General features: G+C 70.4%; 27 protein-coding genes and 1 pseudogene. 12 read left to right on the forward strand and 16 right to left on the reverse strand.

Features of this window, described 5'->3' with window-relative positions; genetic code table 11:
• Positions 1-13 precede the first annotated feature (13 nt).
• Genes AC2VOR_RS05730 through AC2VOR_RS05750 form a run of 5 tightly spaced genes read right to left on the reverse strand, consistent with a single transcriptional unit; the run spans position 14 to position 4285 of the window.
• Positions 14-928, reverse strand: coding sequence for an MBL fold metallo-hydrolase (locus AC2VOR_RS05730; protein WP_486963355.1), 915 nt, complete (start codon positions 926-928; stop codon positions 14-16).
• The gene (locus AC2VOR_RS05735) at positions 928-1686 is read right to left on the reverse strand and encodes a LamB/YcsF family protein (protein WP_369736709.1); all 759 of its coding nucleotides are present in this window, start codon (positions 1684-1686) and stop codon (positions 928-930) included. Before AC2VOR_RS05735 ends, AC2VOR_RS05730 begins: the two co-directional genes overlap by 1 nt.
• 9 nt (positions 1687-1695) lie before the next feature.
• A complete protein-coding gene (locus tag AC2VOR_RS05740) occupies positions 1696-2559 on the reverse strand; it encodes a metal ABC transporter permease (RefSeq protein ID WP_369736710.1) in 864 nt (287 codons plus the stop codon).
• Positions 2556-3380, reverse strand: a complete 825-nt coding sequence (locus tag AC2VOR_RS05745; RefSeq protein ID WP_369736711.1) for a metal ABC transporter ATP-binding protein — start codon at positions 3378-3380, stop codon at positions 2556-2558. Before AC2VOR_RS05745 ends, AC2VOR_RS05740 begins: the two co-directional genes overlap by 4 nt.
• Positions 3377-4285, reverse strand: coding sequence for a metal ABC transporter solute-binding protein, Zn/Mn family (locus tag AC2VOR_RS05750; protein WP_486963356.1), 909 nt, complete (start codon positions 4283-4285; stop codon positions 3377-3379). Before AC2VOR_RS05750 ends, AC2VOR_RS05745 begins: the two co-directional genes overlap by 4 nt.
• Before the next feature lie 161 nt (positions 4286-4446).
• Between AC2VOR_RS05750 and AC2VOR_RS05755 the strand changes: the two genes are divergently transcribed.
• Positions 4447-5526 carry an Rv3575c family transcriptional regulator gene (locus tag AC2VOR_RS05755; protein ID WP_486963357.1) on the forward strand — a complete coding sequence of 360 codons (1080 nt, stop codon included), beginning with the start codon at positions 4447-4449 and terminating at the stop codon, positions 5524-5526.
• Here the strand turns inward: AC2VOR_RS05755 and kstR are convergent.
• Entirely contained in the window at positions 5523-6125 is a 603-nt protein-coding gene (kstR, locus tag AC2VOR_RS05760; protein WP_369741403.1) for a cholesterol catabolism transcriptional regulator KstR, read from the reverse strand. The two genes, AC2VOR_RS05755 and kstR, sit on opposite strands and share 4 nt — an antisense overlap.
• 324 nt (positions 6126-6449) lie before the next feature.
• Between kstR and AC2VOR_RS05765 the strand changes: the two are divergent.
• A pseudogene (locus AC2VOR_RS05765) lies at positions 6450-8566 on the forward strand (acyl-CoA dehydrogenase family protein).
• 94 nt (positions 8567-8660) lie between these two features.
• A complete protein-coding gene (locus AC2VOR_RS05770) occupies positions 8661-9482 on the forward strand; it encodes a slipin family protein (protein ID WP_369741404.1) in 822 nt (273 codons plus the stop codon).
• A gap of 63 nt (positions 9483-9545) precedes the next feature.
• Here the strand turns inward: AC2VOR_RS05770 and AC2VOR_RS05775 are convergent, their stop codons facing one another.
• Positions 9546-10088 (reverse strand): hypothetical protein, encoded by a 543-nt coding sequence (locus tag AC2VOR_RS05775; RefSeq protein WP_369736715.1) that lies wholly within the window; start codon positions 10086-10088, stop codon positions 9546-9548.
• 49 nt (positions 10089-10137) lie between these two features.
• The gene (locus AC2VOR_RS05780) at positions 10138-11211 is read right to left on the reverse strand and encodes a 2Fe-2S iron-sulfur cluster-binding protein (protein ID WP_369736716.1); all 1074 of its coding nucleotides are present in this window, start codon (positions 11209-11211) and stop codon (positions 10138-10140) included.
• 156 nt (positions 11212-11367) lie between these two features.
• Between AC2VOR_RS05780 and hsaA the strand changes: the two genes are divergently transcribed.
• The 7 genes from hsaA to AC2VOR_RS05815 all read left to right on the forward strand — a co-directional run bounded on the left by hsaA (position 11368) and on the right by AC2VOR_RS05815 (position 16867).
• On the forward strand, positions 11368-12552 hold the full coding sequence (gene hsaA, locus AC2VOR_RS05785) for a 3-hydroxy-9,10-secoandrosta-1,3,5(10)-triene-9,17-dione monooxygenase oxygenase subunit (protein ID WP_369736717.1): 1185 nt from the start codon (positions 11368-11370) through the stop codon (positions 12550-12552).
• Between the two features lie 3 nt (positions 12553-12555).
• A complete protein-coding gene (gene hsaD / locus AC2VOR_RS05790; protein WP_369736718.1) occupies positions 12556-13431 on the forward strand; it encodes a 4,5:9,10-diseco-3-hydroxy-5,9,17-trioxoandrosta-1(10),2-diene-4-oate hydrolase in 876 nt (291 codons plus the stop codon).
• Positions 13428-14330, forward strand: coding sequence for an iron-dependent extradiol dioxygenase HsaC (gene hsaC / locus AC2VOR_RS05795; protein ID WP_369736719.1), 903 nt, complete (start codon positions 13428-13430; stop codon positions 14328-14330). Before hsaD ends, hsaC begins: the two co-directional genes overlap by 4 nt.
• Positions 14331-14343: 13 nt before the next feature.
• Positions 14344-14907, forward strand: coding sequence for a 3-hydroxy-9,10-secoandrosta-1,3,5(10)-triene-9,17-dione monooxygenase reductase subunit (gene hsaB / locus AC2VOR_RS05800; protein WP_486963358.1), 564 nt, complete (start codon positions 14344-14346; stop codon positions 14905-14907).
• 147 nt (positions 14908-15054) lie between these two features.
• Positions 15055-15546 carry a CHAD domain-containing protein gene (locus AC2VOR_RS05805; protein ID WP_486963363.1) on the forward strand — a complete coding sequence of 164 codons (492 nt, stop codon included), beginning with the start codon at positions 15055-15057 and terminating at the stop codon, positions 15544-15546.
• 11 nt (positions 15547-15557) lie between these two features.
• Entirely contained in the window at positions 15558-15935 is a 378-nt protein-coding gene (locus AC2VOR_RS05810; protein ID WP_486963359.1) for a BlaI/MecI/CopY family transcriptional regulator, read from the forward strand.
• Positions 15932-16867: a M56 family metallopeptidase gene (locus tag AC2VOR_RS05815; RefSeq protein ID WP_369736722.1), complete on the forward strand. Its 936-nt coding sequence runs from the start codon at positions 15932-15934 to the stop codon at positions 16865-16867. Before AC2VOR_RS05810 ends, AC2VOR_RS05815 begins: the two co-directional genes overlap by 4 nt.
• Here AC2VOR_RS05815 and AC2VOR_RS05820 read toward each other — a convergent pair.
• Together AC2VOR_RS05820 and AC2VOR_RS05825 are read right to left on the reverse strand one after the other, a co-directional pair.
• The gene (locus AC2VOR_RS05820; protein WP_486963360.1) at positions 16830-17741 is read right to left on the reverse strand and encodes a cytochrome c biogenesis CcdA family protein; all 912 of its coding nucleotides are present in this window, start codon (positions 17739-17741) and stop codon (positions 16830-16832) included. The two genes, AC2VOR_RS05815 and AC2VOR_RS05820, sit on opposite strands and share 38 nt — an antisense overlap.
• Positions 17738-18286, reverse strand: a complete 549-nt coding sequence (locus AC2VOR_RS05825; protein WP_369736724.1) for a redoxin family protein — start codon at positions 18284-18286, stop codon at positions 17738-17740. Before AC2VOR_RS05825 ends, AC2VOR_RS05820 begins: the two co-directional genes overlap by 4 nt.
• Before the next feature lie 152 nt (positions 18287-18438).
• Between AC2VOR_RS05825 and AC2VOR_RS05830 the strand changes: the two genes are divergently transcribed.
• Positions 18439-19242, forward strand: a complete 804-nt coding sequence (locus tag AC2VOR_RS05830) for a manganese catalase family protein (RefSeq protein WP_369736725.1) — start codon at positions 18439-18441, stop codon at positions 19240-19242.
• 236 nt (positions 19243-19478) lie between these two features.
• Here the strand turns inward: AC2VOR_RS05830 and AC2VOR_RS05835 are convergent, their stop codons facing one another.
• On the reverse strand, positions 19479-20090 hold the full coding sequence (locus AC2VOR_RS05835) for a mycothiol-dependent nitroreductase Rv2466c family protein (protein ID WP_486963361.1): 612 nt from the start codon (positions 20088-20090) through the stop codon (positions 19479-19481).
• An 85-nt stretch (positions 20091-20175) separates the two neighbouring features.
• On the opposite strand from AC2VOR_RS05835, the gene AC2VOR_RS05840 reads away from it, so the two are divergent.
• Positions 20176-20997, forward strand: a complete 822-nt coding sequence (locus AC2VOR_RS05840) for an arylamine N-acetyltransferase family protein (protein ID WP_369736727.1) — start codon at positions 20176-20178, stop codon at positions 20995-20997.
• Between the two features lie 109 nt (positions 20998-21106).
• On the opposite strand, the gene AC2VOR_RS05845 is transcribed toward AC2VOR_RS05840, so the two are convergent.
• The 5 genes from AC2VOR_RS05845 to AC2VOR_RS05865 form a co-directional block, all read right to left on the reverse strand.
• Complete coding sequence (locus AC2VOR_RS05845) at positions 21107-22225, reverse strand: pyridoxal phosphate-dependent aminotransferase (RefSeq protein WP_486963364.1); 1119 nt, start codon at positions 22223-22225, stop codon at positions 21107-21109.
• 44 nt (positions 22226-22269) lie between these two features.
• Positions 22270-23202, reverse strand: a complete 933-nt coding sequence (ipdE2, locus tag AC2VOR_RS05850; RefSeq protein ID WP_486963365.1) for an acyl-CoA dehydrogenase IpdE2 — start codon at positions 23200-23202, stop codon at positions 22270-22272.
• A gap of 10 nt (positions 23203-23212) precedes the next feature.
• Positions 23213-24154 (reverse strand): acyl-CoA dehydrogenase family protein, encoded by a 942-nt coding sequence (locus AC2VOR_RS05855; RefSeq protein ID WP_369736728.1) that lies wholly within the window; start codon positions 24152-24154, stop codon positions 23213-23215.
• Positions 24151-25296 carry an acyl-CoA dehydrogenase family protein gene (locus AC2VOR_RS05860; RefSeq protein ID WP_369736729.1) on the reverse strand — a complete coding sequence of 382 codons (1146 nt, stop codon included), beginning with the start codon at positions 25294-25296 and terminating at the stop codon, positions 24151-24153. The genes AC2VOR_RS05855 and AC2VOR_RS05860 overlap by 4 nt, the downstream gene beginning before the upstream one ends.
• Positions 25296-25621: AMP-binding enzyme (locus AC2VOR_RS05865; RefSeq protein WP_486963362.1), on the reverse strand; the 326-nt coding region annotated here is incomplete at its 5' end. The genes AC2VOR_RS05865 and AC2VOR_RS05860, both read right to left, overlap by 1 nt.

Raw genomic sequence — 25621 nt, forward strand, 5'->3', positions numbered from 1 at the left:
GATTCGATCCGTCTCACGCCCACGGGTTCTCGCGCCGCCACACCGTGGGCAGGTGCAGCGCGACGCCGTCCCGTGCGGCCAGTTCGTCGAGAATTCGGATGGATACGTCCAGGTCGTCGCCCGCATAGGGCAGGGCGCGCAACGGCTTGGACAGTGGGCGGAAGAAGTCGTCCCAGTGGACCAGGATCGCCCTGCGCGCGCCCACCGCGCGCACGGTCTGCGTCCAGTAGTCGACGAGGTAGGACCGAGGCTGAAGGCCGAGCTGGCCGACGCTGAGGTAGACCGCGTCCGCGCTCTGGCCGGCCAGCGCGCCCTCGACGAAGCCGGCGCTGCCCTGGATCAGCAGCCGCCGGCCAGACGGCAGGTGGTGCACCAGCGCCGACCATGCCTCTCCGCAGCGGTAGGCCGACGCGCGCACCGGCGGGGTCAGCGGCGCATCGATCACCCCGGGAAACCGGTCGGGCGGGCAGTGCCGCGACCGGACCAGCGTGACGTCGTAGGCGCCCAACCGGATCGGTTCGCCGTCGACCGCGACGACCAGCCGGTTCGGTGCCAGGCCGTACCCCCGCCCGACATTGGCCGCCGATCGCCCGCCGACCAGCTGCGCGCCGGTGCGGTCGGCGACCAGGGCGGAGTCCAGGACGTGGTCGATGTGGGTGTGCACCGGGATGACCGCCGCGAGCCGGGACACCCTGGCGCGGGCGAGGCAGCCGTCGACGCGCGCCGGTGCCGGTGCCACGGTGCCCGCGGCGACCCGCGCCAGGGGAGGCCGGGAGAAGTACCCGTCGGTCATCAGCGCGGACGACTCGTCGTCGACCAGCAGCGTCGACACGCCCAGCCAGGTCACCGAGAGCCCGGATTCGGCGGCGGGCACGTCGAAGCGGTCCGCATACCGCGCGATATCGGGCCGGCCGAGCCGCAGCCGCATCAGCAGAACGACCTGATGTCGGAGCCGGCGGCCCGCAGCCGGTCACGCACCGCGGTGGCGATCCGCACCGCGCCGGGCGAATCCCCGTGCACGCAAACCGATTCCACGTCGACGGCGACACGGGCGCCGTCGATCGCGGTGACGTGGCCCGAGGTCACCATGGTCGCGACGCGCTCGGCGATCGCCGCCGGGTCGTCGAGCACGGCACCGCGTTCCCGACGGGAGACCAGGCTGCCGTCCGGGTGGTAGGCGCGGTCGGCGAAAGCCTCGGCGACCGTGCGCAGGCCGAGGCGGGCCGCCTCCTCGAAGAAGGCCGAACCGGCCATGCCCAGCACCGGCAGGCCGGCGTCCACCAGGTGTACCGCCGCCGCCACGGCGGCAGCCTGCTCACGATTGGCGACGATCGTGTTGTACAGCGCGCCATGGGGTTTGACGTAGGACACCGTCGAACCGCACGCCTGGGCGATCGCCTGCAACCCGCCGATCTGGTAGACCACGTCGGCGAGCAGTTCCTCGGCGTCGACGTCGATGAAACGCCTGCCGAACCCGGCGAGGTCGCGGTAGCTCACCTGGGCCCCGATGCGCACCCCGCGCTCGGCGGCCGACCGGCACACCTGCAACAGGCCGGCGGGATCGCCCGCATGGAATCCGCACGCCACGTTGGCGCTCGTGACGATCTCGAGCATCGCCTCGTCGTCGCCGAGACGCCAGACACCGAAACCCTCGCCCAGGTCGGCGTTCAGGTCGATTCGGGCCACGTGCCCAGCTTAGGGAAGCGACGGATAGCGGCGTCGCCCGAGTAGCCGGCACAGCAGGTAGATCACGAACGAGATGGTTGCGACGAAGACCGAGACGGGGACGCCGGGCGCCAGCGAGAGCACGATGCCCCCGACGGCGGAAATCTCGGCGAAGACCACCGAGACCGCGATCGCGGCGGCCGGCGAGGCGACCACCCGGACCGCCGCGGCCGCCGGGGTGATGAGCAGCGCCATCACCAGCAGCGCCCCGACGATCTGCACCGCCTGGGCCGCCACCACGCCGACCAGGGCGGCGAACACGACGCCCAGCGCGCGGACCGGCACGCCCCGCGCGGCCGCCACCTCCGGGTCGACGGTGGCGAACAACAACGGGCGGTAGCACGCCGCCAGCACCGCGGCGACCAGCAGGCACACCAGTGCCAGCATGGCCAGGCCGGTGTAGCCGACGCCGACGATCTGGCCGGTCAGCAACGCGAAGCTGGTGCCGCTCCGGCCCGGGTAAAGGTAGACGAACAGCACCGCCAGCCCCATCCCGAACGCCAGCACCACCCCGATCACCGAGTCGCGTTCCCGGACGCGCTGGCCGAGGATCCCGAACAGCGCGGCGGCCAAAGCGCTGCCGGCCAGCGCGCCCACGCTCACGGGGGCGCCGACCAGCAGCGCGAACGCGGCGCCCGTCAGCGACAGTTCGCTGGATCCGTGCACCGCGAACGACATCTGGCGCATGACGACGAACGGTCCGATCAGTCCGGCCACCAGTCCCAGCAGGGCGGCCGCCAGCAGCGCCTGCCGGACGAAGTCGTGGCTGAGCAGGTGGGCGGTGACGTCGAAGGAGAACAGGTGGCCCAGCACGTCGGCGAGGCGGTGGTTCACCGGAGGTGCCCGTCGATCGGCTCGCCCACCACCACGTAGCCTCCTTTGACCTGCACCACCTCGATGTCGGCCCGGTACAGCGCCGACAGCGTCTCGGTGGTCATAACCTGCTCGACGCTGCCGATCCCGAAGCGGCCGTCGACCAGGTACAGGACCCGGTCCACGTACGGCAGGATCGGATTGACCTCGTGGGTGACGACGATGACGGTGGTCGCGGCGTCCCGGCGGCGGCGGTCAATCAGCGCCGCCACCAGTTTGGCGTTGGCCGGGTCCAGGGTGAGCAGCGGTTCGTCGCACAGCAGCAACGCTGGGTCGCTGACCAGCGCCTGCGCGATCCGCAGCCGTTGTAGTTCACCGCCCGAGAGCACGCCGACGCGGGCGTCGGCCAGATGCTCGCCGTTGACCTGGCGCAGCGCGCGTCGGACGGCCGCACGGCGACGGGCCCGCCCGGCCGACCGCAGCGGGGCGACGCCCCAGCGGCGCCCGTCGGCGCCCAGCCGGACCAGGTCGCGACCGCGCAGCATCACGTCACGGTCGAGCGGACGATGTTGCGGCACGTATCCGACCCGGTCGCTGCCGGCGGTGACGGGCCTGCCGTCCACCAGCACCGTGCCGCCACTGAGCGGCAGCTGCCCGAGCAGCACCTTGAGTAGCGACGTTTTCCCGCTGCCGTTGGGGCCCAGCACCGCGATGAACTCACCCTTGGACACCGACAGGTCCAGGCGGTCCCACAGCGTGCGGTCACCGAACGCCAGCCGGGCGCCGATCATGCGGACCGTGGGCACGGGGTGGCCGACGGCTGGGGCCGCTTGCACGCTCACGGCTGCGCCCGCCGGTTGGTGCGCAGGGCGGCGAGCAGCTGGTTGACCGTGTCACGCTGCCAGGTCAGGTAGTCGGTGTGCTCCGGCAGGGTCTCGGTCACCTCGGTGACCGGCACGCCCGCCCGCCGTGCGGCCTGTCGCAGGCCGTCGACCGCGGGCGTCGACGTCTGCGGGTTGATCAGCAGCGCCGAGACCTCCCGGTGCTCGATGAGGCCGAGGACCGATGCCATGTCGGCCGGCGTGGGATCGGTTTCGGCCTCGTTGGCCGCGGTGAACGCGGCGGGGGTCCGATCCACCAGGCCCGAGGCGGTCAGCAGGTAATGCACCACCGGTTCGGTCGCGACGACCGCGGCACCGGGGTACGCGCTAGCGATGGCGTGCTCGGAGATGGCGATGTCGTCGGCCGCGCGGCAGAACCGGGCGGCGTTGGCGCGGTAGTCGGCGGCGTTTGGCGGGTCGATGGCCGCCAGCCGGTCGGCGATGGACACGGCGACCGACCTGGCGACATCCATGTCGTAGAAGACGTGCTCGTCGGGTGGTTGCCGGTCCGGCGCCGGGGACGCCGCGAACGAATAGGCGTCGACGGCCGCGACGCGCGGACGCCCGGCCAGCGCCGGGTTCACCCAGGGGTCGTAACCGCCGCCGTTGTAGACGACCAGGGCGGCGTCGGCGATTGCGGCGGCGTCCGAGGGGGTCAACCGGTACGCGTGGGGATCGGCGTCGGCGCCGCTCAGGAGGGACGTGACGGCGACATGGCGGCCCGCGACCGCCTGCGCCACGCTGCCCCATACGTCGGTGGACGCAACCACCGTGTGCGCGTGCGGGTGCCCGGGAGACGCGCAGCCGGTGAGGGCCGTGGCGCCGGCGAGGGCGATCGACAAGACCGATCGCCAGCGACGGCGCACGTGAACTCCTGCCGTGTGTGTCCCGTCGGCGCTGGGCGTCCCGGGCGTTCTTCGTGGCCTGATCGGCCGACCCATAATACTAATGAAAATCGTTTCCACTTCAAAGTGGCGTCGCGGAGCCTCGTAGGCGCCGACGGCGATCCGCTGTAGCCTCACCGAGCGTGAGCCCCACCCCGCGCCGGCGCGCCACTCTGGCCTCGGTGGCGGACGACCTCAAGGTCTCGCGCACAACCGTCTCCAACGCCTTCAACCGGCCGGATCAGCTCTCCGCCGACCTGCGCGAACGCGTGCTGGCCGCGGCGAAGCGGCTGGGCTACCCGGGACCCGACCCGGTCGCGCGATCGTTGCGCACGCGCAAGGCCGGCGCCGTCGGCCTGGTAATGGCCGAACCGCTGACGTACTTCTTCAGCGACCCGGCGGCGCGGGACCTGGTCGCGGGAGTCGCGCAGTCGTGCGAGGAGCTGGGGCAGGGCCTGCTGCTGGTGGCCGTCGGCCCCACCCGCAGCCTGCAGGACGGCACCGCCGCGGTGCTGGCCGCCGGTGTGGACGGCTTCGTGGTGTATTCGGTCTGCGACGCCGATCCCTACCTGCAGGTGGTGCTGCAGCGCCGCCTGCCCGTGGTGGTGGTCGACCAGCCCAAGGGTTTGTCGGGGGTGTCCCGGGTGGGCATCGACGACCGGGCGGCGATGCGCGAGCTCGCCGAGTACGTGGTGGGGCTGGGTCACCGCGAGATCGGGTTGCTGACCATGCGGCTGAGCCGGGACCGCCGGCAGGGCCTGGTAGACGCCGACCGGCTGCGCTCACCGGCCTTCGACGTGCAGCGCGAACGCATCCTCGGCGTGTGGGAGGCCATGAGCGACGCCGGTGTGGACCCGGAGTCGCTGACCGTGGTGGAAAGCTACGAGCACCTGCCCGAGTCGGGCGGCGACGCCGCGCGGGTGGCGCTCGAGGCCAATCCGCGGATCACCGCGCTGATGTGCACCGCGGACGTCTTGGCCCTGTCAGCCATGGATTACCTTCGGGCGCGCGGCATCTACGTGCCCGGCCAGATCAGCGTCACCGGGTTCGACGGGGTGCCCGAGGCGATCAGCCGGGGCCTGACCACGATGGTGCAGCCGAGCCTGCGCAAGGGCCGTCGCGCCGGTGAACTCCTGCTGCGGCCACCGCGCACGGGGCTGCCGGTCATCGACCTGCTGGACACCGAGCTGATCCGGGGCCGGACCGTCGGACCTCCCGGCTAAGGGGCCCGTTCGGTGTCGCCGATCAGCAGTCGCACCGCCAGGTCGAGGCGCTTGCTGACGTCGGTCGCCGAAGCGCGCCGGGTGAGCCACGCCAGCAGGTTCGACAGCCACACGTCCGAGATCACCCGGGCGATGTGGTACTGGTCCTCGGTGGGTTCGCCGTCGGCCATGGCCCGGGCGAACATCGAGTCGATGAGCTTCTCAACCTGGTCGACCTCGCTGGCGGCGGACGCGTCGGCGAAGACGTAGGCGCGGGTCATAGCCTCGGTGAGCAGCGGGTTGCGCTGCATCGCCCGGTTGAGCTTGCCGATCATGAAGTTCAGCCGCTGGAACGGACTGGCCCCGGCCACCGCGGAGCGGTCGGTCTTGGCGTCGATGCGGCTGAATTCCCGGCCCAGCGCCGACACCAGCAGGTGCACCTTCGAGGGGAAGTACCGGTACAGCGTCCCCACCGCGACGTCGGCGCGGTCCGCGACCGCCCGCATCTGGACCGCCTCGTAGCCGCCCTTGGACGCGATGGCCATCGTGGCGTCGAGGATGCGCTTGCGGCGCTCCCGCTGCGCCTCCGAACCGAGTTCGGACTCGGCCAGGACCGCCACGTTCATGACCTCGCGCGGCTGCGAGTCGGACACTCGGCCCGAGTTCGTGTTGGCTGGCATCTGACGGATCGCTCCTCCCGTGGGCGGTTCGCTTGCAAACGATACGCACGCTGAGTGTGAATTTCCCACCTCCGTACCGCCGGGACAGCCACGTGTGCTGCTGTAATGCAGTTTTACTTGACGGTCGATCGCTGGCACTATTAGAACACGTTCTAGTCTGATGACGATGCGGGTTGCGCAGCAACCCGCGGAGGAATCGGACAATGCGGACCGTCGGTCAACGCCGGATTCGTCACCCCGGAACATGACACGGAGGGCTCACACGTGGTAGCGACCGTCACCGACGAGCAGTTCGCGGCGCGGGAGTTGGTGCGCGACTGGGCCCGCAATTCGAGTTCGGGGCCGGGCGGGACCGCGGCGATCCGCGCCGTCGGCAGGGCAGCGCCGACGCCTGGCGGCCGGTGTTCGCGGGCCTGGCCGACCTCGGCATCTTCGGCGTGGCCGTCGCCGAGGAATGCGGGGGAGCGGGCGGCAGCATCGAGGACCTGTGCGCGATGGTCGAAGAGGCGGCCAAGGCGCTGGTGCCCGGGCCGGTCGCGACCACCGCGCTGGCCACGCTGGTCGTGCCCGAGCCCGAAGTGCTGGCGGAGCTCGCCTCCGGCGAGCGCTTCGCCGGCCTGGCGCTCGAAGGCGATCTGCGCTTCGACGGCGTGACGGCGTCGGGAATCCTGCCGCTGGTGTCCGGCGCCGCGTCGGGCGGCCTGCTGCTGGCCCCGGCCGACGGGAAGTGGCTGTTGATCGACGCCGCCGGCGAGGGCGTGCGGCTCGACCCGCTGCGGGCCGCCGACTTCTCCCGGCCGCTGGCCAGGGTGGTGCTGACGTCGGCGCCCGTCACCGTGCTCGAGGTGCCGGAGGGTCGCGTCGAGGAACTGGCCGCGACGGTGCTGGCCGCCGAATTGGCCGGCGTGACCCGGTGGTCGCTGGACACCGCGGTCGCCTACGCCAAGGTGCGCGAGCAGTTCGGCAAGCCGATCGGCAGCTTCCAGGCCGTCAAGCACCTATGCGCGGAGATGCTGTGCCGCGCCGAGCAGGCCGAGGTGGCCGCCGCCGACGCCGCGTGCGCCGCCGGGGACCCTGATGCGGCCCAGTTCGCGATCGCGGCGGCCCTGGCCGCGAGCACGTGTATCACCGCCGCGAAGGCCAACGTCAAGGACTGCATCCAGGTGCTCGGCGGCATCGGCTGCACCTGGGAGCACGACGCGCACCTGTACCTGCGCCGGGCGCACAGCAGCGGCCGGTTCCTCGGCGGCACCGAACGCTGGCTGCGCCGCATCAGCGCGCTGACCCAGGGCGGTGTGCGCCGCCGCCTGGGCATCGACCTCACCGACGTCGAGGGTTTGCGGCCCGAGATCGCCGCGGCCGTCGCCGACGTCGCCGCGCTGCCCGAGGAGAAGCGTCAGGTGGCGCTGGCCGAGGCCGGCCTGCAGGCGCCGCACTGGCCGCCGCCCTACGGGCGCGGCGCCTCGCCGGCCGAACAGCTGCTGATCGACCAGGAGTTGGCGGCGGCCGGCGTGGCGCGTCCCGACCTGGTGATCGGCTGGTGGGCGGCGCCGACCATCCTCGAACACGGCACGCCGGAGCAGATCGAACGTTTCGTGCCGGGCACGCTGCGCGGCGAATTCCTCTGGTGTCAACTGTTTTCCGAGCCGGGCGCCGGCTCCGACCTGGCCTCGCTGCGCACCAAGGCGGTAAGGGGCGAGGGCGGCTGGCTGCTGACCGGGCAGAAGGTGTGGACCTCGGCTGCGCACAAGGCGCGCTGGGGCGTGTGCCTGGCGCGCACCGACCCGGACGCCCCGAAACACAAGGGCATCACCTACTTCCTGGTCGATATGAAATCGCCCGGCATCGAGATCCGGCCGTTGCGCGAGATCACCGGCGACTCACTGTTCAACGAGGTGTTCCTGGACAACGTGTTCGTGCCCGACGAGATGGTGGTCGGCGCCGTGAACGACGGCTGGCGGCTGGCGCGCACCACGCTGGCCAACGAGCGCGTGGCCATGGCCACCGGTACCGCCCTGGGCAACCCGATGGAAGAGCTGCTCGAGGTGCTGGCCCGGCTCGATCTCGACGCGGCCCAGCAGGACCGGCTGGCGCGGCTCATCGTCCTGGCCCAGACGGGCGCGCTGCTGGACCAGCGCATCGCGCAGCTCGCCGTGGGCGGCCAGGACCCCGGGGCTCAGTCCAGCGTGCGCAAGCTCATCGGGGTGCGCTACAGGCAGGCGCTGGCCGAATACATGATGGACGTGAGCGAGGGCGGCGGGCTGGTCCACAACCAGGCGGTGTTCGACTTCCTCAACACCCGCTGCCTGACGATCGCCGGCGGTACCGAGCAGATCCTGCTCACCGTCGCCGCCGAGCGGCTGCTCGGGCTGCCCCGCTGACGGCGAGGGCCTTTCGGCCATGCGGCTCGGGACTTGTGGCTGCTGACGGCCGGCGGCGGAGCTTCTAGCGTTGATGCTTGTGAGCTATGACGCAATGGTCGCCACCGCGATCGTCGTCTTCGTGGGCATGCTGTTGCTCGCCGCGTCGGTCCGGGTGGTGCAGCAGTACGAGCGGGGCGTGCACTTCCGTCTCGGCCGGGTGATCGGTGTCCGCGAACCCGGGTTGCGGTTCATCGTTCCGGTCATCGACCGGCTGTGGCGGGTCTCGATGCGCATCGTGACGATGCCGATCCAGTCCCAGGGCATCATCACCCGGGACAACGTCAGCGTCGACATCGCCGCGGTCGCCTACTTCCGGGTGATCGATGCCCGCAAGTCCGTCGTGGTCATCGAAAACGTCCGCGCCGCGATCGATCAGATCGCTCAGACCACGCTGCGTAACGTCGTCGGGCAGCACTCCCTCGACGAGGTGCTGGCCCAGACGGAGAAGATCAACGGCAGCATCCGCCAGATCCTCGACACCACCACCGTCGAGTGGGGCGTGGAGGTCACCCTGGTGGAGCTCAAGGACATCCAGCTGCCCGACAGCATGAAGCGCGCGATGGCTCGCGAGGCCGAGGCCGAGCGGGAGAAGCGGGCCAAAATAATTGCCGCCGAAGGAGAGGCGCGCGCCGCCGCCGCGCTCGGCGACGCCTCCGACACGATGATGCGGCACCCGCTGGCGCTGCAGCTGCGCAACCTGCAGACCTTGCTCGAACTCGGCGTGGAGAAGAACACCACCATCGTGTTCCCGGCCCCGTTGATGAGCGCGATCGGAGAACTCACCGGCTTCCTGACGCGGGAGTTGGGCGCGGCCAAGCCGGTTGAACCCGAGGGGTTTCCGGGAGAGCGGCTACACGCCACCGCCGCGCGCTGACCCGAAGCGGGTAGGTCGGCCCGCGGCCGAGGCGCCGCACCGGGGTAATCCGGAAAAGAACTCCTAGGAGAACGTCGTCTGCGCGCAGGTGCTGGGCGAGGTGATGTTGACGCCGGGGTAGACGACCTGCATGTGGGTGCAGACGATCACGCTGACGTCGGTTTTGGGCCGGCCGGTCGACCAGTCGGTGGAGTCGATGCGGCCGGTCGTCTGGTACTTGTCCGGCGGCCCCTCACCGAAATAGACGTCGGTGATCTCGTCGGTGCCCATGGCCTTCATGACCCGCTCGTGCTCGCCGTCGGCGTGCGCGTCGAGGTAAGCCATCCGGTTCGGGGACCGGATCTCGGTGGTCTGGCGGGCCCACAGTCCGGGCGGGAAGCCGGTGACGCCGTCGGGCGTGCGCATGTCGGCGCCGGCGGTGAAGTCGCAGTGCCCATCGGAGGAGAAACAGTTGAGGAAGGTGTGCGTCTCGAGCTGGTTGGGGCCGTCGAGCGGGAACAGGGTCGTGGCGGTGTTGGCCGCCGCCCGGGCCATCGGTGCGAGGGGAGCGGGCAGGAACGCCAGCGCGGTTGCGATGACTGCGAATCCCGTCATCAGCCGCTTCATGATGCCCCTTCCCGGGTTGACCGATTTCACGGTGAATGTAATCCCGCGCCTATTCGTCGTAGGTGACTTCCACCGAATCAGATTCCGGGAGGGATTGACAGGCCAGGATCAGGCCCTCATCGAGATCCTGCTGCTCGAGGACGTCGTTGACCTCCATGGTGACCTTGCCGCCGCGCAGGGTGCACGCGCACGCGCCGCAGTGGCCCTCCCGGCAGGAGAACGGGGCGTCCAGACCTTTGGCGAGCAGCACGTCGAGCAGCTTGGCGTTGCGCGGCCAGGACACCGTGTGCGTTTCGCCGTCGAGTTCCACCACCGCGGTGGCTGGCGGCTCGTCGCCCTCGCCGGCATCGTCGAGTGCGACCGCCGCGAACGGGTCGGAGTCCAGCGACTTGAACACCTCGATGTGGATCTGCTGCGCCGGCACATGCAGCGCCTCGAGGGCCTGCCGCGCCGCGTCCATGAACGGGCCGGGTCCGCAGATGAACGCGGGCCGGTCGGCGCAGGGGGCGGCCAGCTTCGCCAGCGCGGTCGCGTCCGGCAGGCCCTGCAGCGTCTCCAGCCAGTGCACGACCGTGAGCCGGTCGGGATATTTGCCGGCCAGCTCGCGCAGGGTGTCGGCGAAGATCACCGAGCGGTCGTCGCGGTTGGCGTAGAGCAGCGTCACCTGCCCGCTGCCCTCGGCCAGGGCCGACTTGCAGATCGACATGATCGGCGTGATGCCGCTGCCGGCGGCCAGCAGCAGGAAGTCATCGTCGAGCGTCTTGGGCACGAAGGTGCCCGACGGTGCCAGCACGTGGATCCGCATGCCGGCGTGCGCGTGGTCGCACAGCCAGTTGGACGCGTATCCGGCGGCGGTCCGTTTGACGGTGACCGCGAGCGCGTCGTCGGTGAACGGCGAGCTGCACAGCGAGTAGCAGCGCGCCACCGAGCCGGTGCGGTCGCTGGGGACGCGCAGCGTCAGGAACTGCCCCGGCGCATACCGGAGCCGCTGCGCGGGGATGCTCGAGCCCTCGGGCACCGCGAACACCAGCGACCGCGCATCGTCGGTCTCGTCGACCACCGCGGCGATCTGCAGCTCAAGGACGTGGCCGCCGAGTGGCTCGTCGAGATTCGTCTCGACCAAGACCCATCCTCCCTCTCGTCGCAACTAGAACATGTTACAGAAAAGCCGATCCTTATTGCTACCAGCCGCAGGAATACCCTGCTCGACACGAATCGGAACGTGTTCTAGTCTCTGGTGTAAGTCCACTGCGTAAGTTTGGCTCAGGAGGCACCCTAAGTGACGTCCATTCAACAGCGCGATGCGCAGTCGGTGTTGGCCGGCATCGATGATCTGCTGCCGCGGATCCGGGAGCGCGCGCAGGCGACGGAGGAGCTGCGCCGGTTACCCGCCGAGACCGTGCAGGACCTTCAGGACATCGGCTTCTTCACCTTGTTGCAGCCCGAGCAGTGGGGCGGGCTGCAAGCCGACCCCACCATGTTCTACGAGGCGGTCCGCCGGCTGGCGAGCGCGTGCGGTTCGACCGGCTGGGTGAGCTCGATCATCGGTGTCCACAACTGGCACCTGGCGCTGTTCGATCAGCAGGCCCAGGAGGACGTGTGGGGCGAGGACTCCAACGTGCGGGTCTCGTCGTCGTACGCGCCGATGGGCGCCGGCGTGGTCACCGACGACGGGTACGTGGTCAACGGTTCGTGGGCCTGGTCGTCGGGTTGTGACCACGCGACGTGGGTCTTCGTGGGCGGGCCGGTGATCAAGGACGGCCGGCCGGTGGACTTCGGCAGCTTCTTGATCCCGATCAGCGACTACCGCATCGACGACGTGTGGCATGTCGTCGGGTTGCGTGGCACCGGCAGCAACACCGTGGTCGTCGAGGACGTCTTCGTGCCTCGGCACCGGTTTTTGTCCTACAAGGCGATGAACGACCACACCGCGGGGGGCCTGCGGACGAACACCGCCCCGGTGTACAAGATGCCTTGGGGCACGATGCATCCCACCACCATCTCGGCGCCGATCGTGGGGATGGCCTACGGCGCCTATGGCGCGCACGTGGAGCATCAGGGCAAGCGGGTGCGCGCGGCGTTCGCTGGGGAGAAGGCCAAGGACGACCCGTTCGCCAAGGTGCGCGTCGCCGAGGCGGCCAGCGACATCGACGCGGCGTGGCGCCAATTGATCGGCAACGTGGGCGACGAGTACGCGCTGTTGGCCGCGGGCAAGGAGATCCCGTTCGAGCTGCGCGCCCGGGCTCGCCGCGACCAGGTGCGGGCCACGGGCCGCTCGATCGCCTCGATCGACCGGCTGTTCGAGGCCTCCGGTGCCACCGCGCTGGCCAGTGACGCTCCGATCCAACGATTCTGGCGCGACGCGCACGCCGGGCGGGTGCACGCCGCCAACGACCCCGAGCGCGCGTACGTGATCTTCGGCAACCACGAGTTCGGGTTGCCCCCCGGCGACACCATGGTCTAGGCCATGACGGTCACGGGGGAGTTGACGTTCGAGTCCACCTCGCGGTTCGTGGAGGTGGACGTCGACGGGCCGCTGCGGTTGCACTACCACGAGGCCGGTGCCGGCCACGACCAGACCGTGGTGCTGCTGCACGGCGGCGGGCCGGGCGCGGCGAGCTGGACGAACTTCGCGCGCAACATTCCGGTGCTGGCGCGGCATTTTCACGTGCTGGCCGTCGACCAGCCCGGCTACGGCCTCTCCGACAAGCGCCCCGAGCACGGGCAGTTCAACCGCTACGCCGCGCGAGCGCTCAAGGGGCTGTTCGACCGGTTGGGCCTCGGTCGCGTTCCGCTGGTGGGCAATTCGCTGGGTGGGGGCACGGCGGTGCGGTTCGCGCTGGACTATCCCGACCGGGCCGGCCGCCTCGTGTTGATGGGCCCCGGCGGGCTGAGCATCAACCTGTTCGCGCCCGACCCGACCGAGGGCGTCAAGCGGCTGGGCAAGTTCTCCATGGAGCCCACCCGCGAGAACCTCGAAGCGTTCCTGCGGGTGATGGTCCACGATCAGAAACTGATCACCCCCGAGCTGGTCGACGAGCGATTCGCCCTGGCCGCCACGCCGGAGTCGCTGACGGCGACCCGGGCGATGGGCATGTCTTTCGCCGGGGCCGACGCCGAACTCGGCATGATGTGGCGCGAGGTGTACCGGCTGCGGCAGCCCGTCCTGCTGATCTGGGGGCGCGAGGACCGCGTCAACCCGCTGGACGGCGCGCTGGTGGCGCTGAAGACGATTCCGCGTGCGCAACTACACGTCTTCGGGCAGTGTGGGCACTGGGCGCAGGTGGAGAAGTTCGACGAGTTCAACAAGCTGACCGTTGATTTCCTGGGAGGCGCGAAATGAGCATCCGGTCGCTGGGCTATCTGCGCATCGGGGCCACCGACATGGCGGCCTGGCGCGAGTACGGCCTCAAAGTCCTCGGCATGGTCGAGGGCAGCGGCGCCACGGAAGGGGTGCTGTACCTGCGCATGGACGACTTCCCGGCCCGGCTGGTGATCGTGCCTGCCGAGCAGGACCGGTTGCTGGAGGCCGGCTGGGAGTGCGCCAACGCCGAAGGGCTGCAGGAGATCCGCAACCGGCTCGACGTGGAGGGGGTGCCCTACAAGGAGGCCACGGCCGCCGAGCTGGCCGACCGCCGGGTGGCCGAGATGATCCGGTTCTCTGACCCGTCCGGCAACTGCCTGGAGGTGTTCCACGGCGTCGCGCTCGAGCACCGCCGCGTGGTCAGCCCGTACGGCCACCGGTTCGTCACCGGCGAGCAGGGCCTGGGGCACGTGGTGCTCTCCACCCGCGACGACGACGAGGCCTTGCACTTCTACCGCGACGTGCTCGGCTTCACGCTGCGCGACTCGATGCGGATGCCGCCGCAGGTGGTAGGCCGGCCCGCCGACGGGGCGCCGGCCTGGCTGCGCTTCTTCGGCTGCAACCCGCGCCACCACAGCCTGGCGTTTCTGCCGCTGCCGACGCCGAGCGGCATCGTGCACCTGATGATGGAGGTCGAGAACGCCGACGACGTGGGTCTGTGCCTGGACCGGGCCCTGCGCCGCAAGGTGCCGATGTCGGCGACCCTGGGTCGTCACGTCAACGACCTGATGCTGTCGTTCTACATGAAGACGCCCGGCGGCTTCGACGTTGAGTTCGGTTGTGAGGGAAGGCAAGTCGACGACAACGACTGGATCGCCCGGGAAAGCACCGCGGTGAGCCTGTGGGGCCACGACTTCACGGTCGGGATGAGCGGCTGATCCGGGGCTGATTGTGGCGGACTCCATCGATCCACGGGCCTTCCGGCAGGTGCTGGGCCAGTTCTGCACCGGGATCACGATCATCACCACGGTGCACGACGAGGTCCCGGTCGGCTTCGCCTGCCAGTCCTTCGCCGCACTGTCACTGGACCCGCCGCTGGTGTTGTTCTGCCCGACCAAGGTGTCCCGATCCTGGCAGGCGATCGAGGCCAGTGGCCGGTTCTGCGTCAACGTGCTGACCGAGAAGCAACGGCATGTCTCGGCCCGGTTCGGGTCCAAAGAGCCGGACAAATTCGCCGGGATCGACTGGCGCCCTTCGGAACTCGGTTCACCGATCATCGACGGATCGCTAGCCTTCATCGACTGCACCGTGGCCTCCGTGCACGACGGCGGCGATCATTTCGTGGTGTTCGGCGCGGTCCGTTCGCTCTCGGAGGCGCCCAAGATCAAGCCGCGGCCGCTGCTGTTCTACCGCGGCGAGTACACCGGCATCGAACCCGACAAGACGACGCCGGCCCAATGGCGTGACGACCTGGAAGCGTTCCTGACCACCACCACCCAGGACACCTGGCTGTAGTCGTAGCCGCCGGCGAACGCCGCATGTTTAGCAGGTGTATCTTCAACGCCCATCACCTCGGCGAGGACGCCGTCCACGACACGCGGGTGGCGATCCGGCGGGTGCCAGCACACTTCCGGTGTTCGACACGGCGCTCGACGCCCCGAGATCGGCGACATGGACGCTGAGCTGAGGTGGTTCGCGTCGCTGCCGGGCGAGGTCCGCGGCTGCCAGGTCCAGCGCAACCGGTTCATCGCCGCGGTCGACGGCCTGCCCAGGAAGTTGGTCCTGTGGCCGGTCAAGTCGCGGATCCGCAAGGATCTGCACGCCGCCGAGCGCCCGGCGCGCAAAGCGGCGACGGCGGCGATGAAATCGCAACGCTACCAAAACATTCTGGCGGTGCTGCGGCGCTGGGCCGCCGCGCCGCCGAACTGTGCCGGCCCCGGGGCAAGCCGAAGCGTGCGAAGCGAACCATCGGGCATTACAAGCACATCCAGAACCTGCTCGGCGAGCATCAGGACACCGCGCTCGCCGAGCAGGCCCTGCGCGGGATGGGCGCCGCGGTGGGGGACGCTGCGGGGGGAGGACGGCTTCACCTTCGGCATGCTGTGTGCGCGCGGGGAGCGGATCGCCCACGATTGCCGCCGGCTGCGCAGGTAAGATTCGGGGCTGTGCGCGTTCGGCGCTTCGGCGAACTCGAGGCGGTCGTCATGGACCGCGTGTGGAACCGCGCCGAGGTTGTCACCGTCCGCGACATTTTCGACGACCTGGCTCGTGACCGGCAGATCGCCTACACCACCGTCATGTCCACCATGGACAACCTGCACCGCAAAGGCTGGCTGCAACGGGAACGGGCGGGAAAGGCCTTCCGTTACTGGCCGACCATGACCCGCGAGGAACATTCCGCGACGCTGATGCGGGACGCCTTCGCCGCCGGCGGTGACTCCGACCTGGTGCTGGCGCATTTCCTCGAACAGATGGACGAGGGCGAGTCGCTGCGGGTCCGCGACTTCCTGCGGCGCATCATCGACGATCGGCCCGGGTCGTGAACGCCGCCCTGTTGCTGCTGGGGTACGGGTGCGGGCTGGCCTGGCTGGCTCCGCGGCTGCTGCGCCGGGTCACCGGCATCGGCGCGCATCCCCGCCTGGCGCTGGCATCCTGGCTGACGGCGGTGGTCGCCGCGCTCGGAGCGTGGTTCGGCGCGCTCGCCGTCCTGGGCGCCGCGGCGGCGCAAAGCATGTGGCGCCACGGGGAACTGACCCTGTGTCTGAAGGTGTTGGGCGTCAGCGGTGCACTGGGGTTGCCGCGCGCGGCCGCCTCGGCGCTCGCGGTGTGCCTGTGGGTGGCCGGTGTAGTGGTCACCGCCGTCGCCGGCTGGCGTATCGGCCGCCAGGTGCGGCGGCAACGAGCGCGGAGCCGGCTGCACGCGTCGACCGCCCGGGTGGTTGGGGTCCCCGGTGACCGGCCCGGCGTCGTCGTGGTTGCGGCGCCGCAGCCGGCGGCCTACTGCGTGGCCGACCGGCCGCAGTCCATCGTCGTGGTCACCACCGCGGCGCTCGGCCGGCTCGACGAGGTGCAGCTGGCCGCAGTGCTGGCCCACGAGAACGCCCATCTGGCCGGGCGCCACCATGACGTCCTGATGGTGCTGCGCGCGATCGCCGCGAGCCTGCCGCGGTGGGCGTTGTTCGCCGCGGCCGCCGAAGCCGCGGCCCGCCTGCTCGAGATGTGCGCCGACGACACCGCGGTCCGGCTACACGGGAAGATGCCGGTGTTGCGGGGCCTGCTGGCTCTCAGCGGTGACTCACCGGCAATGGCCTCGGCGGCGTTGGGCGCTTCGGGCACCGCGACGCTGGCCCGCGCCGCGCGCCTGGCGATTCCGGCGCCCCGCCGCACACGGTGGCGGGAGCGCGTGACGCTCTGCGCGGCAATATGTTTCGCTTCTATCACCCCGGCGGTGGTGGCGCTGGCCTGCCAGCTGTGACCACCGCGGTGCCGGTGTCCTGCCGGCCGGTGCGCCACCGGGCCACGGCATGCCAGATGACCCCGGCGGCGACGAGCGCCACACCCGCGGTCGGCAGCATCCACGGGCTCAGGCCGTTGACCCAGTCCGCCAGGCGGCTCTGTACGTCACCGGCGGCCCCGACCACCGGGTCGTCGGCGCCGGCATCGCTGAAATACAACCGGATTTCGTAATAGCCGTAGTAGGCCACGTACAGGCCGGTGAGCAGCACGACCACGCCGGCGATCCGGCCGACGAAGGGCAGCACGCGCCGAAACGCCGAGGTGGCCGACGAACCGGCCAGCGCGACGGCCAGCGCCGCGACCCCCACCATGATGCTCATCCCGGCGGCATAGGCGAGGAAGGCCAGCACGCCGGAGAGCACCGAGCCCTGTTTGAACGTCATGCTGATCACCGCGAGAAACGGTGCGATCGTGCATGACAGCGATGCGATCGCATAGCCCACGCCGTAGCCGTACATCGATCCCAGCCGCCCCGTCGGCGTGCCCCCGAAGCGTTTGGGAAGCACGACGGCGATGTCCTTGCCGGCCACCAGCCAGATTCCCACGCCGACGAGCAGCAGCCCGATCACCACGGTGGCGAACGGCAGATACCTCTGCGCCGAGGCGATCACGGGTGAGATCACCAGGCCGAAGGTGCCGAACACGGTCAAAAAGCCCAGCGACATGCCGGCGGTGGCCCCGGCGGCGCGCAGCAGGGCCGCCGGGCGTGAGACGTCGTGGCTGCCGGCGATCACCAACCCCAGGTAGCCGGGGAGGAAGGCGAAGCCGCAGGGGTTGAGCGCGGCCACCAGCCCGGCGCCCAGCGCGAAGCTCAGCGCGGCGGTGTCGATCACCGGTTGCCCAACCCGCTGATCCGCTCGGTCAATTGGGATTCGGTGAGCCGGCCCTTGACGACGTCGACGCTGCCGTCGGCGCCGACGAACGCCCACGCGGGTTGGCGCGTGATGCCGAATTTGGCCCACACCGCCCCGTCGGTGTCGTCCAACTGGGTGAGCCCGCCGAGGTGGTATTTGTCGACGAAGGACTGCATCGACGACACCTGGTCGCGCGCCGCCACCCCGACGAACGTCACGCGCGGGTTGGCCGCCGCGACCTTGGCGACGACGGGGGCCTCCTGCTGGCACGTCGGGCACCACGGTGCCCAGAACCACAGCACCGCCGGCTTGCCCGCCAGGCTTTCTCCGGAAAAAGTCTGTCCCGCCAGCGTTTTCGCGGAAAACTGCAGCTGTGCCGGCACCCCGGTAGCCTGGCCGGCGGCAGCGTGCGGGGACGAAGCGGTCGCGTTCGGCGCTGCGGACGGCTTCTCGGGGGAGCCGCATGCCGCGATGACCGCCGCGACGGCGAGGGCGACGAGCGGGGCGGCCGAAAGGCGTGGCATCGAGGAGTCCTTCCCATCCGATCTATGTACTACCTACGTACGTAGATAGTACGTGTCGTGCCCGGATTGAGGCGCCCCACATCGGGTACTGCCCTCACAGCCCACGGGCTATCGGACCCACCCGTCTCCGCTGAGCTGTTGAGGAGTGCTCGATGTTTCTGCACAACACGAAGATGATGTACACCGTCCGGGTCGACGACCCGGACCCGGCGTTCGCCAAGCTCCTGCTGGAACAGTTCGGCGGCCCCAACGGGGAGCTCGCGGCGGCGATGCGCTACTTCCTGCAGGGCTGGAACGAGCCGCACGGACCGCGGCGCAGCATGCTGCTCGACATCGCCACCGAGGAGCTCTCGCACCTCGAGATGGTGGCCCAGATGCTTTCGATGCTGCTGAAGGGTTCGCCCTCGGAGCTGGTCGACCAGGTCGAGGGCACCTACCTCGGTGAGCTGCTGGACGGCAAGATGCCCGATTCCGCGACCGTCGCGCTCAACAGCGGGGCGAACGTGCTGGGCGGGGGCGGGCCGCGGCTCACCGATTCGCAGGGGGCGCCATTCACCGCCGCATACATCGACACCCTCGGCTCGCCGGCCACCGATCTGCGCTCCGACATCGCCGCGGAGGCGCGGGCGAAGATCGTCTACGAGCGGCTGATCAAGCTCACCGACGACAGCGGCGCCAAGGACACGCTGAACTTCCTGATGACCCGCGAGATCGCCCACCAGAAGATGTTCGAGGCCGCGCTGTCGGCCATCGAGGACAACTTCCCGCCCGGAAAGCTGCCCGGCGACGAGAAGCTGGGGCACGCCTACGTCGCCGACTCCGGCACGTTCGGCGAGTCGGGCAGCAACGGCGGGGGAACCCGCGAGGGCTTCGAGCACGCCGAGTCCAACAGCTCCTGGGGCTTCACCCTGGACCAGGACCCGGTTCAGCACGCCTCCGCTCAGCAGGTCAAATAGCCCCCGAAAAGCCGCGAAAACCCGGCGACGACATGCGGCGGGCGGTCGTCGGAGGGGGCCGCTCGCCGCATGTTCCGGTCAGCTCCGGCCGCGCTGCCACCAGCGTTGCCCGGGCTCCTTGGGATGGCCCGGGCACCACTGCGCCGCCGGCACGGTCCGGCGGACCTGCTCCACGTGCGCTCCGCACCCGGACCATGTCGTTTTCCCGCAGGTGCGGCATTTGACGGGGTGACACATCAGCGGGGCTCCTCCTCGAGCGTCGGCGGCCCCTGCACGGGCCGTTGCAGTGTTGCGAATTCGGGTGTCTGCGCGGCGATGAGCACCGCTTCGAGCAGGCGGACGCCGTCCTCGTTGCCGGGGATCCGTGTCATGACCGGGCCGTGGAACCCGCGGCCGTCCACCACGATGATCGGGCTGCCGGCGGAGCCGCCGAGTGTGTCCTGGGCGGCTTGGTGGCTACGTTTGACGTCCGCGTCGAAACCGCTGTCGTCGAGCGCGTCGGCGAGCGATTCCTGAAGTCCGCACTTGGCCAGTATCTCCCTGATCTCGCCGCCGGTCAGCTCGTCCTCGCGCACATGGATCTGGGCGCCCAGCGAGTCGTAGAGGCGCGCGAACGCGTCCTGTCCGTGCTTGCCGACGACCGCGGCGAACAGGCGCCCCAGCCGTCGTGACCGTTCCATCATGCGCTTTTGCTTGCCCTCGAGTTCCTTGCCCTCGTTGAGAACGGCCAGGCTCATCTGGCGCAGGGTGACCGGTGTGTGGGTGGCGTGCGCGGCATCGAGCAGCCAGCGCGAGGTGACCCAGGAGAACGGGCACACCGGATCCAGGTAGAGGTCGACGTCAGGCATGTTCGCGATAATACCCCCGCGGGTATGACCTGTCGAAGCGGCTCCGCGGGCGCGCGGCGGCCGGGACCGGCAGCAGAATGGCTGTATGACTCTGGATCTGAACGGGTATTTCGCCCGCGTCGGCTATTGCGGCCCCGCCGAGCCGGGCCTGCAGGTGCTGCAGGAGCTGGTGTCGGCCCACGCGAGGGCGATTCCGTTCGAGAACCTCGACCCGTTGCTGGGGGTGCCCGTCGACGACCTGAGCGCGGCGTCCCTCTACGACAAGCTGGTCCGCCGGCGGCGGGGCGGCTACTGCTACGAGCAGAACGGGCTGATGGGATACGTGCTGGCCGAACTCGGCTTCCGGGTGCGGCGCCTGGGCGCCCGGGTGCTCTGGATGCGCCCGCCCGATGCGCCCTTCCCGACGCGGACGCACACCCTGCTGGCGGTGCGGTTCCCCGGTGCCCGCGGGGCCTATCTGGTCGATGTCGGCTTCGGCGGCCTCACGCCGCCCTCGCCCCTGCGCATCGAGACCGGCAGCGTCCAGCAGACCACGCACGAGCCCTACCGGCTGGAGGACCGCGGCGACGGGCTGTTGTTGCAGGCCATGGTGCGCGGCGAATGGCAACCGCTCTACGAGTTCACCACGCGGACCGAGCCGGATGTCGACCTGCAGGTGGGCAGCTGGTTCGTCTCGACGCACCCGTCGTCGATCTTCGTGACCGGCCTGATGGCCGCACTGGTCACCGACGACGGCCGGGTCAACCTGGCCGGCCGCGAGCTCACCTGGCACCGGGCCGACGGCAGCGAGAAACGCCTCCTGCCCGACGCGGCCGCCGTCGTCGACGCCCTGGGCGACCGGTTCGGCATCCACGTGGGCGAGCGCGCCGCGCTTCAGGCGCGCATCGACAGGCTCCTCGGCGGCTGACAGCGGGCACGGACGCGTCGGTGCGCGAGATCGACCTTCTGCAGTGCCCTTCTCGAACTTTCCCTGCAAAACGTCGATCTCGACGGAGGCTCGACACGCTCCTCGGCGGCTAGCGCGCGGCTAGCCAGGGGCCCATGCGCCGCAGCGCCTCTTCTATGTCGCTCGAGGGTCCGGCGAACGACAGCCGGACGAACGAATTGCCGCGCGCGGTGTCGAAGTCGATGCCGGGAGCGATCGCAACGCCGGTGTCGGCCAACAGCTCCGAGCAGAACCCGAGCGAGTCCGCGGTGAAGTCCGAGACGTCGGCGTAGACGTAGAACGCACCGTCGGTGGGCGCCAGCCGGTCGAGACCGATCCGGCGCAGTCCGTCGAGCAGCAGCGACCGGTTGACCGCGTACTGCCGCAGGTGGCCGTCGGCCTCGGCAATCGCCTCGGGGGTGAACGCGGCGACCGCGGCGAGCTGGGACAGCACCGGCGGGCAGATCGTGAAGTTGCCGGTGAGGCAGTCCACCGCGCGGCGCAGCTCGGTCGGCACCAGCAACCAGCCGAGCCGCCAGCCCGTCATCGCGAAGTATTTGGAAAAGCTGTTGACCACCAAGGCATCTCGCGATGTCTGCCACGCGCAGCTGGTCTGCGGCGCCCCATCGTAGACCAGGCCGTGGTAGACTTCGTCGCTGATCAGCCGGGCCCCGGAGGCCTCGCACCAGGAAGCGATGGCGGCCAGTTCGTCCGGCGGGAGGACCGTCCCGGTCGGGTTGGCCGGGCTCGCCACGATCACGCCCTGCACCGGCGGGTCGAGCTCGGCGAGCATCTGTGCGGTGGGCTGGAAGCGGGTCTGCGGTCCGCAGGCGATGTCCACCACCTCACAACCCAACGCGGACAGTATGTTTCGGTAGCACGGATAACCGGGACTGGCCAGCGCCACCCGGTCGCCCACGTCGAAGCACGACAGGAAGGCGAGCAGAAACCCGCCCGAGGAGCCGGTGGTGACGACGACCGCGTCGGGCTCGACGTCGATCCCGTGCCGGCGCCGGTAGTCCGCGGCGATCGCGGCGCGCAGCTCGGGCACGCCCAACGCCACGGTGTAGCCGAGCTGGTTGAGGTGCAGGGCGGCGGCCGCGGCCGCGCGCACCGGCTCGGGAGCGCCCACGCTGGGCTGACCCGCCGAGAGGTTCACCAGGTCGCCGTGGCTGCGCTGGCGCTCGGCGGCGGCCAGCCACACGTCCATCACATAGAACGGCGGGATGCCGGCGCGCAGCGAGACGTGACCGTTCACGAGGTCGTCAGCACCTCGGATTCCAGTCGGCGCAGCAACTCTCGCGTCGAAGCGAGCAGGTGCGCGCTGCCGTGCGCGCGTTTGAAATACAGGTGCATGTCGTGTTCCCAGGTGATGGCGATGCCGCCGTGCAGCTGGATTCCCTCGGCGGCCACGGCTTGCAGCGCGTCGGTGGCGGCCAGCCGTGCGGTGGCGGCGTTGGTGGGCGTGGGGTCGGCGCACGCTTCGGACACCACGGCCTTCGCCGCGGAGACGGCGACGTACAGGTCGGCCATGCGATGTTTGAGAGCCTGGAAGCTGCCGATCGGCCGGCCGAACTGCACCCGGTTCTTGGCGTAGTCGACGGTGAGTTCCAGGCAGCGCTCGGCCGCGCCGACCTGCTCGGCCGCCAGCAGCACGGCCGCGCTGTCAGCGAGGCCGGGGTCGGGGCCGATGCCCTCGGTCTGGTCGGGCCGGATCCGGGCCAGCCGGCGGGTGGGGTCCATGGTGGCGACGGGCTGGGCGGTGAATCGCGTCCACCGGCTCAGCTGCCCGTCGACCGCGGCCACCACGACGTCGGCGATGTCGCCGTTGACCACGTAGTCGGCGTCGAATGCCACCGCTCCGATCGAGTCGCCCGCGGCGAGGCGTTCGAGGGTGTCGGTGTCCGGTTCGGGCGCGGCCAGCAGCGCCAGCTCGGCCAGGGTGGTGCCCAGCAGCGGCGAGGGCACCAGCGCCCGCCCCAGCTCCTGTAACACCGCTGCCGCATCGGCCAATTCACCGCCGGCACCGCCCAACTCCTCGGGTATCACCAAGGCGGCGGCACCCACCTGCTCGCACAGCAGCCGCCACAGCGACTCGTCGTACCCGCGCTCGGACTCCATCGCCGCGCGCACCGCGGCCGGGCCGGCATGCTTGGCCACCAGGGCGGCGACGCTCTGGCGCAGCATTTCGCGTTCTTCACTCACTGAGGGCCTCCAGCACTCGCCGTCGGTGCGCCTGGGGGTCCCCCCATGCCGATCGCAGCGCCTGCACGCGCAGCAGCCACAACGACAGGTCGTGCTCCTGCGTGAACCCGATGGCGCCGTGGGTCTGCAGCGCCGAGCGCGCCGCCAGCAGGCCCGCCTCGGCGGCGGCGGCTTTGGCCGCGCTGACGTCGCGGGGCTCCAGCGACAAGGCCGCGCCGTACACCAGCGGGCGGGCCAGTTCGACCGCGATGTGCACGTCGGCGAGCTTGTGCTTGATCGCCTGATAGGACCCGATCACCCTGCCGAACTGGGCCCGCTGCTTGGCGTAGTCGACGGCGGCCTGCAGCAGCGCCTCGGCGGCACCGACCAGCTGTGCGGCGGTGGCCAGCGCCCCGAACTCGCAGGCCCGCGCGACGTCTGCCTGCCAGACCGCGCCTGTCGCCGTCACCTCGTGAAGGTGCCGGCTGGGATCGACGGACTCGTGGCGCTCGCCCGCCTCGGCTTCGCTGACGCCGTTGGCGCTGGCCAGCAGCACCAGCCCGGCCGCGTCGGCATCGACTGCCCGCGGGGCGTGCGGCGGCAGCGCCACGGTGGCGATCAGCTCACCCGATGCGAGGGCGGCACAGCGTTCGTCGTTTGCGAGTAAAACCGGTGCGACGGCGATGGATTCGGCCACCGGCCCGGGAACGCACCAGCGTCCGAGGCGTTCGAGCGCGACCACCAGGTCCACCGGGTGGGCGCCCACGCCGTCGAACCGTTCCGGCACGGCCAGCGCGGTGACGCCGAGGTCGGCCAGCCGCTGCCACACCTTGCGCCCGGGCGCGAAGTCACCGGCGGACCACGCCCGCACCGCGCCGGGCAGGTCCGCCGCGCCGAGCGCCGCGTCGATGCTGGCCGCGAAGTCCCGCTGTTGATCGTCGAGCGCGAATTTCACTTCCTGCCCCCAGACTTCTCCCGGGGCAGGCCCAGCAGCCGCTCGGAGATGATGTTGCGCTGGATCTCGTTGGTGCCGGCGTAGATCGGGCCGCCCAGCGCGAACAGCAGCCCGTCGGTCCAGGGGCCGGCGAGCTCGCCGTCGGCCGCCAGCAGGTCGAGCGCGGTCTGGTGTAGGGCCACGTCGAGGTCGGACCAGAACACCTTGGTCACCGAGGATTCCGCGCCGAGCTCGCCGCCGGCGGCCAGCCGCGTCACCGTGCCGAACGTCTGTAGCCGGTAGGCCTGCGCGTCGATCCACGCGTCGGCGACCCGGTCGGCGAACGCGGGCGGGGACCCGCGATCCCGCCAGAGCCGCACCAACCGCTCGGCCGCCGCCACGAAGCGCGCCGGGCTGCGCAGCGACATCCCGCGTTCGTTGCTGGTGGTGCTCATCGCCGCGCGCCAGCCGTCGTTCGGGGTGCCGATCACGTCGGCGTCGGGCACGAAGACGTCGTCGAGGAAGATCTCGCCGAAGCCGGTGTCGCCTCCGAGCTGGGCGATCGGGCGCACGGTGACGCCGTTGGCCTTGAGGTCGAACATGAAGTACGTCAGTCCGTGGTGCCGCTCGGCTGCGGGGTCGGACCGGAACAGCCCGAATCCCATCTCGGCGAATGGTGCCCGCGAGCTCCAGATCTTCTGCCCGTTCAGCAGCCAGCCGCCGTCGGTGCGGGTCGCGGTTGAGCGCAACGACGCCAGATCGCTCCCGGATTCGGGTTCCGACCAGGCCTGCGCCCAGATCTGTTCGCCGCTGGCCATTTTCGGCAGTATGCGGTCGAGCTGCTCAGAGGTTCCGTGCGCGAACAGCGTCGGGGCCAGCATCGAGGTGCCGTTGGCGCTGGCCCGGCCGGGCGCCCCGGCGCGGAAGTACTCCTCCTCGAACACCACCCAGTGCAGCAGTGGCGCGTCGCGGCCCCCGTACTGCTGCGGCCAGGTGATCACCGACAGGCCGGCATCGAAAAGCACCCGGTCCCAACGCCGGTGCTGGGCGAAGCCTTCGGCGTTGTCGTAGGACTTCGTCGGGATGGAATCGGCGTTGTCCGACAGGAATTCCCGCACCTCGGCCTGGAAGGCCAGTGTCTGTTCGTCCAGGTCCAGATCCATCAGGCCAGCTCCCGCAGTTGTGATTTGACCACCTTGCCCCCCGCGTTGCGCGGCAGCGCGTCGACGAACCGCACCGATCGTGGGGCCTTGAAGTTCGCCAGATGTGCGCGGCTGTAGGCGATCACCGATTCCTCGTCGAGCCCGGCGCCGGGCCGGGTCACCAGGAATGCGCGCCCGACCTCGCCGAGGCGCTCGTCGGGAACCCCGATCACCGCGGCGTCGGCCACCCCGTCCAGCCGGGCGAGCACCTGCTCGACCTCGGCGGGGTAGACGTTGAAACCGCCGCAGATGTACATGTCCTTGAGCCGGTCGGTGATGCGCAGGT

Source organism: Mycobacterium sp. TH-M103 (assembly GCF_057473785.1).

What these genes read in the sequence shown, in the direction of transcription:
- AC2VOR_RS05730 (WP_486963355.1), bottom strand. Translation starts at nt 928, where the DNA reads ATGCGGCTGCGGCTCGGCCGGCCCGATATCGCGCGGTATGCGGACCGC.
- AC2VOR_RS05770 (WP_369741404.1), top strand. Translation starts at nt 8,661, where the DNA reads ATGGTCGCCACCGCGATCGTCGTCTTCGTGGGCATGCTGTTGCTCGCC.
- AC2VOR_RS05775 (WP_369736715.1), bottom strand. Translation starts at nt 10,088, where the DNA reads ATGAAGCGGCTGATGACGGGATTCGCAGTCATCGCAACCGCGCTGGCG.
- hsaD (WP_369736718.1), top strand. Translation starts at nt 12,556, where the DNA reads ATGACGGTCACGGGGGAGTTGACGTTCGAGTCCACCTCGCGGTTCGTG.
- hsaC (WP_369736719.1), top strand. Translation starts at nt 13,428, where the DNA reads ATGAGCATCCGGTCGCTGGGCTATCTGCGCATCGGGGCCACCGACATG.
- AC2VOR_RS05825 (WP_369736724.1), bottom strand. Translation starts at nt 18,286, where the DNA reads ATGCCACGCCTTTCGGCCGCCCCGCTCGTCGCCCTCGCCGTCGCGGCG.
- AC2VOR_RS05830 (WP_369736725.1), top strand. Translation starts at nt 18,439, where the DNA reads ATGTTTCTGCACAACACGAAGATGATGTACACCGTCCGGGTCGACGAC.
- AC2VOR_RS05835 (WP_486963361.1), bottom strand. Translation starts at nt 20,090, where the DNA reads ATGCCTGACGTCGACCTCTACCTGGATCCGGTGTGCCCGTTCTCCTGG.
- AC2VOR_RS05840 (WP_369736727.1), top strand. Translation starts at nt 20,176, where the DNA reads ATGACTCTGGATCTGAACGGGTATTTCGCCCGCGTCGGCTATTGCGGC.
- AC2VOR_RS05845 (WP_486963364.1), bottom strand. Translation starts at nt 22,225, where the DNA reads ATGGACGTGTGGCTGGCCGCCGCCGAGCGCCAGCGCAGCCACGGCGAC.
- ipdE2 (WP_486963365.1), bottom strand. Translation starts at nt 23,202, where the DNA reads ATGCTGCGCCAGAGCGTCGCCGCCCTGGTGGCCAAGCATGCCGGCCCG.
- AC2VOR_RS05860 (WP_369736729.1), bottom strand. Translation starts at nt 25,296, where the DNA reads ATGGATCTGGACCTGGACGAACAGACACTGGCCTTCCAGGCCGAGGTG.